Raw genomic sequence first — 6373 nt, forward strand, 5'->3', positions numbered from 1 at the left:
TGGTATGCCAGTCCGGAAAGTGGACCCGATGCAGCTTCGTTCGAGGCCCTTTCGATCAATCGACGCAAATATGATCCCGACCTTCTGGATATGGCCAAGGCCGTTCTTCTGGACGATATTCCGGACAACAAGAAGGGGCAGGTCAGCGAGTGTTACATTCGTTCACTGAGACCCGGAGATGTTCTGATGGATGATGTTCTGACAGAAAACAGCCACGAACTGGTTCTTTCCAGCGGGCACACGCTTACCCCGACCACGATCCGCAGGCTGGAACATTTCAATCACACGTCCGGCGTGCGTCAGCCGATCCGGGTCGAGCGGCATGCAGTTGAGGAAGAGGTCCTGGTGGACCCGACCTGAACCTGCAGCATTGTGACTGCTTAAGTTTTGGTTTTTTTGGCCAAAAGTTCAGCCTCATAGGCCTTGGCGACTCTTAAAAACCGGGCATGGGCGTAGTTCATGGACAGGATAAAGCCCCACCAGCCGTACTTGCGGTATTTCCGCACGAAATAGGCCTTGAAGAATCCAACTGGAAACTCGGTCAGCAGGCGGATGCGTGGCAGCTTTCTGCCCCTGGAGCGCATTTCCTCCACCTGCATGCCCGAATAGCGGTTGTACTTGCCGACCTGGAAGTCGAGCGAGCGGATAGAACGATGCGCCATGATGCCGGAAAGATTGGCGACCCTGGCGCCGTCTTTTGGGCGCACCGTGTCGTGAACGGTGGACTCCGAAAAACGACCCTTGCGCCGGTCATAAAGACGGATCTGGTGATAGCCGTAAGCATGCCGGGCAGGAGCATCTTCATGCACATACATGTCCCGGATCATGATGCGCCAGCTATCCGCTTCAGCAAAGCTGCCATCGGTGAATTTCGCCTGAATCTCTCCGGCAAGCTGCGGTGTCACCTCTTCATCTGCATCCAGGTTGAGCAGCCAGTCATTTCGGCACTGATCTTCGCCAAAACGTTTTTGCGGACCATATCCGGGCCAATCGTTGTAAACCACCTTCGCGCCCAGTTCCTCGGCAACCGCGACCGTGTTGTCCGTTGAGCCACTGTCAACGACAATGACTTCGTCAACCCAATCGATCACGCTCCTGATCGGGCGCGATATCCGGTCGGCTTCGTCTTTCGCAATGATGAAGACGGATAAAGGCAGGCGGTTTGTCATTCAGCATCCGGCGCGGTTTGAACTGGCCGGAAAAGCCCCGGCGCGACTATTTAGCCGCGCCGGAGGTCAATTTGAAGAAAAGAAATCAGGAATTTACCCGCGCAAAAATCGCATCGAGGCCGTTCAGGGAAATCGAAGAGCCATCAATCGAGCCGGTGAAGCCGGGAGCGTTCAGACTTTCCAGATCCATGCCCGGAATTGTTATCGTCTCTTCGGCGGTTCCCAGGTTGAAGGCACACAAGACAGTTTCTCCCTTGAAACTGCGGGTGAAAACGAGTGTCTCTCCCGGACTGTCAAGGAAGGTCATGTCCCCTTTTTTCAAGGACGGATGATTCTGCCGCCACGCGTAAAAGGCCCGGTTGCGGTTCAAAATGGAATTTTCATTCTTGTCCTGCTCAAAAGCGGCCTGTTCACGATGTTCAGGCGCCACCGGAAGCCAGGGTTCAGCGTCAGAGAAGCCTGCATGTGCGTTATCCTTCGTCCAAGGCATTGGCGTACGGCAGCCGTCGCGACCCCTGTACTCCGGCCAGAAGCGAATGCCATAAGGATCCTGCAGTTTTTCAAAGGGGACATCGGCCTGTTTCAGCCCGAGTTCCTCACCCTGGTAGAGGCACGGTGTCCCTCGCAATGACGCGCAAAGGGCAGTTTCCAACGGTGCGAATTTCGCCGGATCCAGATCTTCGCCCCAACGGCTGGCGACTCTTTTGGTGTCGTGGTTCGACAGCGCCCAGCTGGCCCAGCCGGAACCGATCCCGGCGTTCATTTCCTCAATGATGCGACGAATATATGCGGCCGAATGCTGTGGTGTCAGCAGGTCGAAGCTGTAGGCCATGTGAATGCGCTTGCCGACCTCGGTGTAGGAGGAGGTCAGTTCCACAGCCTGTCCGTCAGCACCGATTTCACCTACGGACGTCGTTCCAGGATATCTGTCGAGAAGCGCACGCAGTTTTTCCAGAAAGACGAGATTTTCCGGGCGGGTTTTGTCGTAAAGGTGGTCCTGGTAGCCGTACGGGTTGGTCGGGTCCACGGTAGAGGGCATCTCACCGGCACTGAGTGGTGGATTGTCTCTCAGCTCGGCATCGTGGAAATAGAAATTCACTGTATCAAGACGGAATCCGTCGACGCCCCGGTCGAGCCAGAACTGTGCCGCCGACAGGACGGCGTTCTGAACGTCCATGTTATGGAAGTTCAGATCCGGCTGGCTGGCCAGAAAATTATGCATGTAATACTGGCACCGGCGACTATCCCACTCCCAGGCTGGACCGCCGAATATCGACAACCAGTTGTTTGGCGGTGTGCCGTCAGGTTTTGCATCGGCCCACACAAACCAGTCTGCCTTCGCATTGACTTTCGAAGAACGGCTTTCCTTGAACCACGGATGCTGGTCGGAGGTGTGGGAGATCACCAGATCGATCATCACTTTCAGACCGCGCTGGTGGGCAGCCTTGGTCATCCGGTCGAAATCCGCCAGGGTGCCGAACATCGGGTCGACATCTTCATAGTCGGAAACATCGTAGCCGAAATCGTCCATAGGGGAGGTGAAGAACGGGGATAGCCAGATTGCGTCCACGCCGAGCGAAGCGATGTAATCCATGCGCTCGGTCACACCGTTCAGGTCACCAATGCCGTCGCCATTGGTGTCGTTAAACGAACGTGGATAAATCTGATAGATCACCGCACCTCGCCACCAGTCGGGGTCCCTGACGATGTTTGTTGGCATGTCGGCCTCCTGGCCTATTTCGGCTTCTTCGAACATTGCCGGTCTCCGTTCCGCCCTTGTGATGGCGTTTAAAACTCAAAGCGCTTTGAATGGCTATATGCCGCGGATCGGAAGGTCAAGAGACCTTAAGTAAAAAGTCCCGTGATTACCCGTGAATGGGGAAAAGTCCGTTTCGAGATTTCCAGACGGTATTCCGGGCTGAACAAGCAAAAACCGGCCCTGCGAGGCAGGACCGGCGGAGCAACTGAAAAGTCTCGAAAAACGAATTTGCCTGGAACAACGTCTTCCTACAACGCATACGTGACAGACATATGAATAAAACGTTAATCCGCGAAAGACAGTCTGGTTTGATGCTGAATGTTGTGTGCGGCGCAGAAGAAATGGTTGGCATTAGCTAGCGTAAATTCTGTTTAATTATATGATTTTAAATATGAAATCAAAAAATGATGACGTTTAGGTCAATTTCTTCTTGCAAAGCAGCATGGAAGTTGGGAGTGTCTGGGCCTGCTGAATTTTCGTAAGGTGGCGTTTGTAAAATCGGCATGGGACTGGAACCGGTGTTCCCGAAACCCACCTTGCAGTTAGAAATCTGGAGGAAATGTCATGACGGCAGCCATGGTGGGATGGGCACATATGCCCTTCGGCAAACACGCAGATGAGACCGTTGAAAGCATGATTGTCAGGGTGGCGAGCGATGCCATTCACGACGCCGGGATTTCACCGGAAGACGTGGATGAAATCCTGCTGGGTCATTTCAATGCCGGGTTCTCTGCGCAGGATTTCACAGCGTCCCTCGTATTACAGGCCGATCCGGCGTTGCGCTTCAAGCCTGCCACCCGCGTTGAAAATGCCTGCGCCACTGGTTCTGCCGCAGTGCATCAGGGCGTCCGCGCGATATCCTCTGGCAGCGCACGCTTCGTTCTTGTCGTCGGTGTTGAGCAGATGACGACGACCCCTGGCCCGGAAATCGGCAAGAACCTGCTGAAAGCCTCCTATCTCAAGGAAGAGGGTGACATCCCCGCAGGTTTCGCGGGTGTCTTCGGCAAGATCGCCGATGCCTATTTCCAGAAATTCGGCGATCAGTCCGACGCTTTGGCTAAGATCGCCGCCAAGAACCACAAGAACGGCGTTAACAATCCTTATGCCCAGATGCGCAAGGATCTCGGCTTCGACTTCTGCCGCGCAGAGAGCGAAAAGAACCCGTTTGTGGCCGGTCCGCTGAAACGAACCGACTGCTCGCTGGTCTCCGACGGCGCGGCTGCCCTCGTTTTGACCGATCCGGCAACGGCGCTCGGCATGAAGAAGGCCGTTGCGTTCCGCGGTCTGGCGCATGTTCAGGATTACCTGCCGATGTCCAAGCGCGACATTCTGAAGTTTGAAGGCTGCTCGAAGGCCTGGGGTGAGGCGCTCGGCGATGCGAGCCTTGCGATCGAGGACCTTTCCTTTGTGGAAACCCATGACTGTTTCACGATTGCCGAGCTGATCGAATATGAAGCCATGGGCCTGACGCCGGAAGGGGAAGGTGCTCGCGCGGTTCTGGAGGGTTGGACCGAAATGGATGGCAAACTTCCGGTCAATCCGTCCGGCGGCCTGAAAGCCAAGGGCCACCCGATCGGCGCGACGGGTGTCTCCATGCATGTTCTGACCGCCATGCAGCTGACCGGCTCGGCCGGCGATATCCAGGTAAAGGACGCCGAACTCGGCGGTATCTTCAACATGGGCGGCGCCGCAGTTGCCAACTATGTCTCAGTGCTTCAGGCGATGAAGTAACGGAACCGGTTTGCGATCAGGAAAAGCCGGCGGATTTCGCCGGCTTTTTTATGGTTTCACTATTGTCGTCTCGACCAAGTGTAGCGCGAGCCGGGAGCCAGTAGACCGTGTGGCCGGTAATTGGGCAAAGCAGCAGTTCGACGACGACTGGATCCCTGCCTTCGCAGGGATGACAATGTCGGAGATCAGGGCGCTACCATTCTGCATCGATCCGGAGATGAATTGCCGCCCGTGCATTGGAATGGCTATCTCACGGTTGTGATCCCGGCCAAACGCAGCGCGAGCCGGGAGCCAGTAGACCGTGTGGCCGGTAATTGGGCAAAGCAGCGGTTCAACGACTACTGGATCCCTGCCTTCGCAGAGATGGCAATTTTAGGGAGCCGGGCGCTGCCATTCTGCATCGATCCGGAGATGATTTGCCGCCTGTGCATTGGAATGGCTACCCCTCGTTTGTCATCCCGGCCAAGCGCAGTGCGAGCCGGGATCCAGTACTCCGTGTGACCAGCAATTGGGTGAAGCAGCAGTTCAACGACTACTGGATCCCTGCCTTCGCAGGGATGACAGGGTGAGGGAAGTTACCATCTACTTTGATCTGCGGACCCTAGGAGACGTCAGGTTGCTGACAACCAAATCTCAATCCGCCGCCGTTGCTGCTGCCCCATAGAATGCTTTATCCGACAGATCCGGCGGCGAGACCGGTTTGCCGCCACCTTCACCGATGTAAGTGTCCGCCACACCATAAACGAAGATGCCGCCGGCTTTCCGATTGATGATCGCAACACGTTCCTTCAGCTGGAAGTCTCCTGCTTCACAATTGGCATAGCTCGTATAGAGCTCTTTGCCGTTTTCGGTAATGCGCTGCGTGCCGGAGGAGAAACTGCCTTCTGCGCAGGCTTTCTGGCTGTCGCCGATGATAAGCGACATGAGCTCGCTTTCGCTCTGATAGCTCCCTGGTGCAAAGATATGGGCGACCAGTGTTCGGGCGTCATCGGCCGCGACCGCGTGTAGTCCGTTGAGGTCCTGTTCGCGCTGGCCGTCGGGGATGAGCTTCAGACTTGACTGACCTGTGCTGCCCATCAGATTGAAAAGGGCCTGTGTTGCCTCGACAGCCAGCTGAGGGTCGTTGGTTGAGCTGGAGGCTGAGGTGTCTTTTGCCGGTGCGGACTGTCCCAATCCACCGGAAAGTGCCGTGTCGGTTGTCTCGGCCATTCCGGGGGCTGCGCCGTATTTGGCGGAGTTTCGTTCCACGCATTGGGCAAGCCGTGCCATCAGACGGGAGGTTCCCGTCAACCGGAATTCGTAATTGTGAGTGCCGTCAAACACATAAAGTGTCCGGCCGCGCCGAAACCGCGTGATGATGTACCCGCCTTGGGGCATCTGCATCCGTGCAAGGTCCTTGGAGGTTGCCTTGGCAACACCCCGTTGCCAGTCGCCCCGGTCTATGCGGTATTGCAGCGGGATATCTGAGCCGACTTCCATGTCCCAGTTCGGCGACGAAAATCCGATGGCCCAGCTGAATGTGGTATCCACCTGGACGTAGAGCGTGATGCCGCTGCGATAAGAAGCGGAGGCCACGCAGGTACTGAACAATCCGCTTTGATCATCGGTGAAAGCGCTGCCATTCCAGCCGCCTGAACGGAAGCTCTCCACGGAAGCGGCCGTTGCCTGGCCGGCGGCAATCGCCATAACCAGGCTGGCTGCTGTCAGCATTCGA

4 protein-coding genes and 1 pseudogene are annotated in these 6373 nt (G+C 56.2%); 2 read left to right on the plus strand and 3 right to left on the minus strand.

The genetic code is table 11. The annotated features are described in order from the left end of the window. Positions 1-360, plus strand: a pseudogene (locus tag K5905_RS24640) (response regulator); the annotation flags it as partial. 20 nt (positions 361-380) lie between these two features. Here K5905_RS24640 and K5905_RS24645 read toward each other — a convergent pair. Both K5905_RS24645 and K5905_RS24650 read right to left on the minus strand, forming a co-directional pair. Continuing rightward, positions 381-1169, minus strand: a complete 789-nt coding sequence (locus tag K5905_RS24645) for a glycosyltransferase family 2 protein (RefSeq protein WP_297588998.1) — start codon at positions 1167-1169, stop codon at positions 381-383. An 85-nt stretch (positions 1170-1254) separates the two neighbouring features. Then, on the minus strand, positions 1255-2925 hold the full coding sequence (locus tag K5905_RS24650) for an alpha-glucosidase (RefSeq protein ID WP_297589000.1): 1671 nt from the start codon (positions 2923-2925) through the stop codon (positions 1255-1257). A 567-nt stretch (positions 2926-3492) separates the two neighbouring features. On the opposite strand from K5905_RS24650, the gene K5905_RS24655 reads away from it, so the two are divergent. Continuing rightward, positions 3493-4659 carry an acetyl-CoA acetyltransferase gene (locus K5905_RS24655; RefSeq protein WP_297589003.1) on the plus strand — a complete coding sequence of 389 codons (1167 nt, stop codon included), beginning with the start codon at positions 3493-3495 and terminating at the stop codon, positions 4657-4659. Positions 4660-5292: 633 nt separating this feature from the next. Here the strand turns inward: K5905_RS24655 and K5905_RS24660 are convergent. Further along, the coding region (locus K5905_RS24660; protein ID WP_297589006.1) for a hypothetical protein at positions 5293-6373 on the minus strand (1081 nt) is incomplete at its 5' end.

This window comes from Roseibium sp. (genome assembly GCF_025698965.1).
Taxonomy (GTDB): domain Bacteria; phylum Pseudomonadota; class Alphaproteobacteria; order Rhizobiales; family Stappiaceae; genus Roseibium.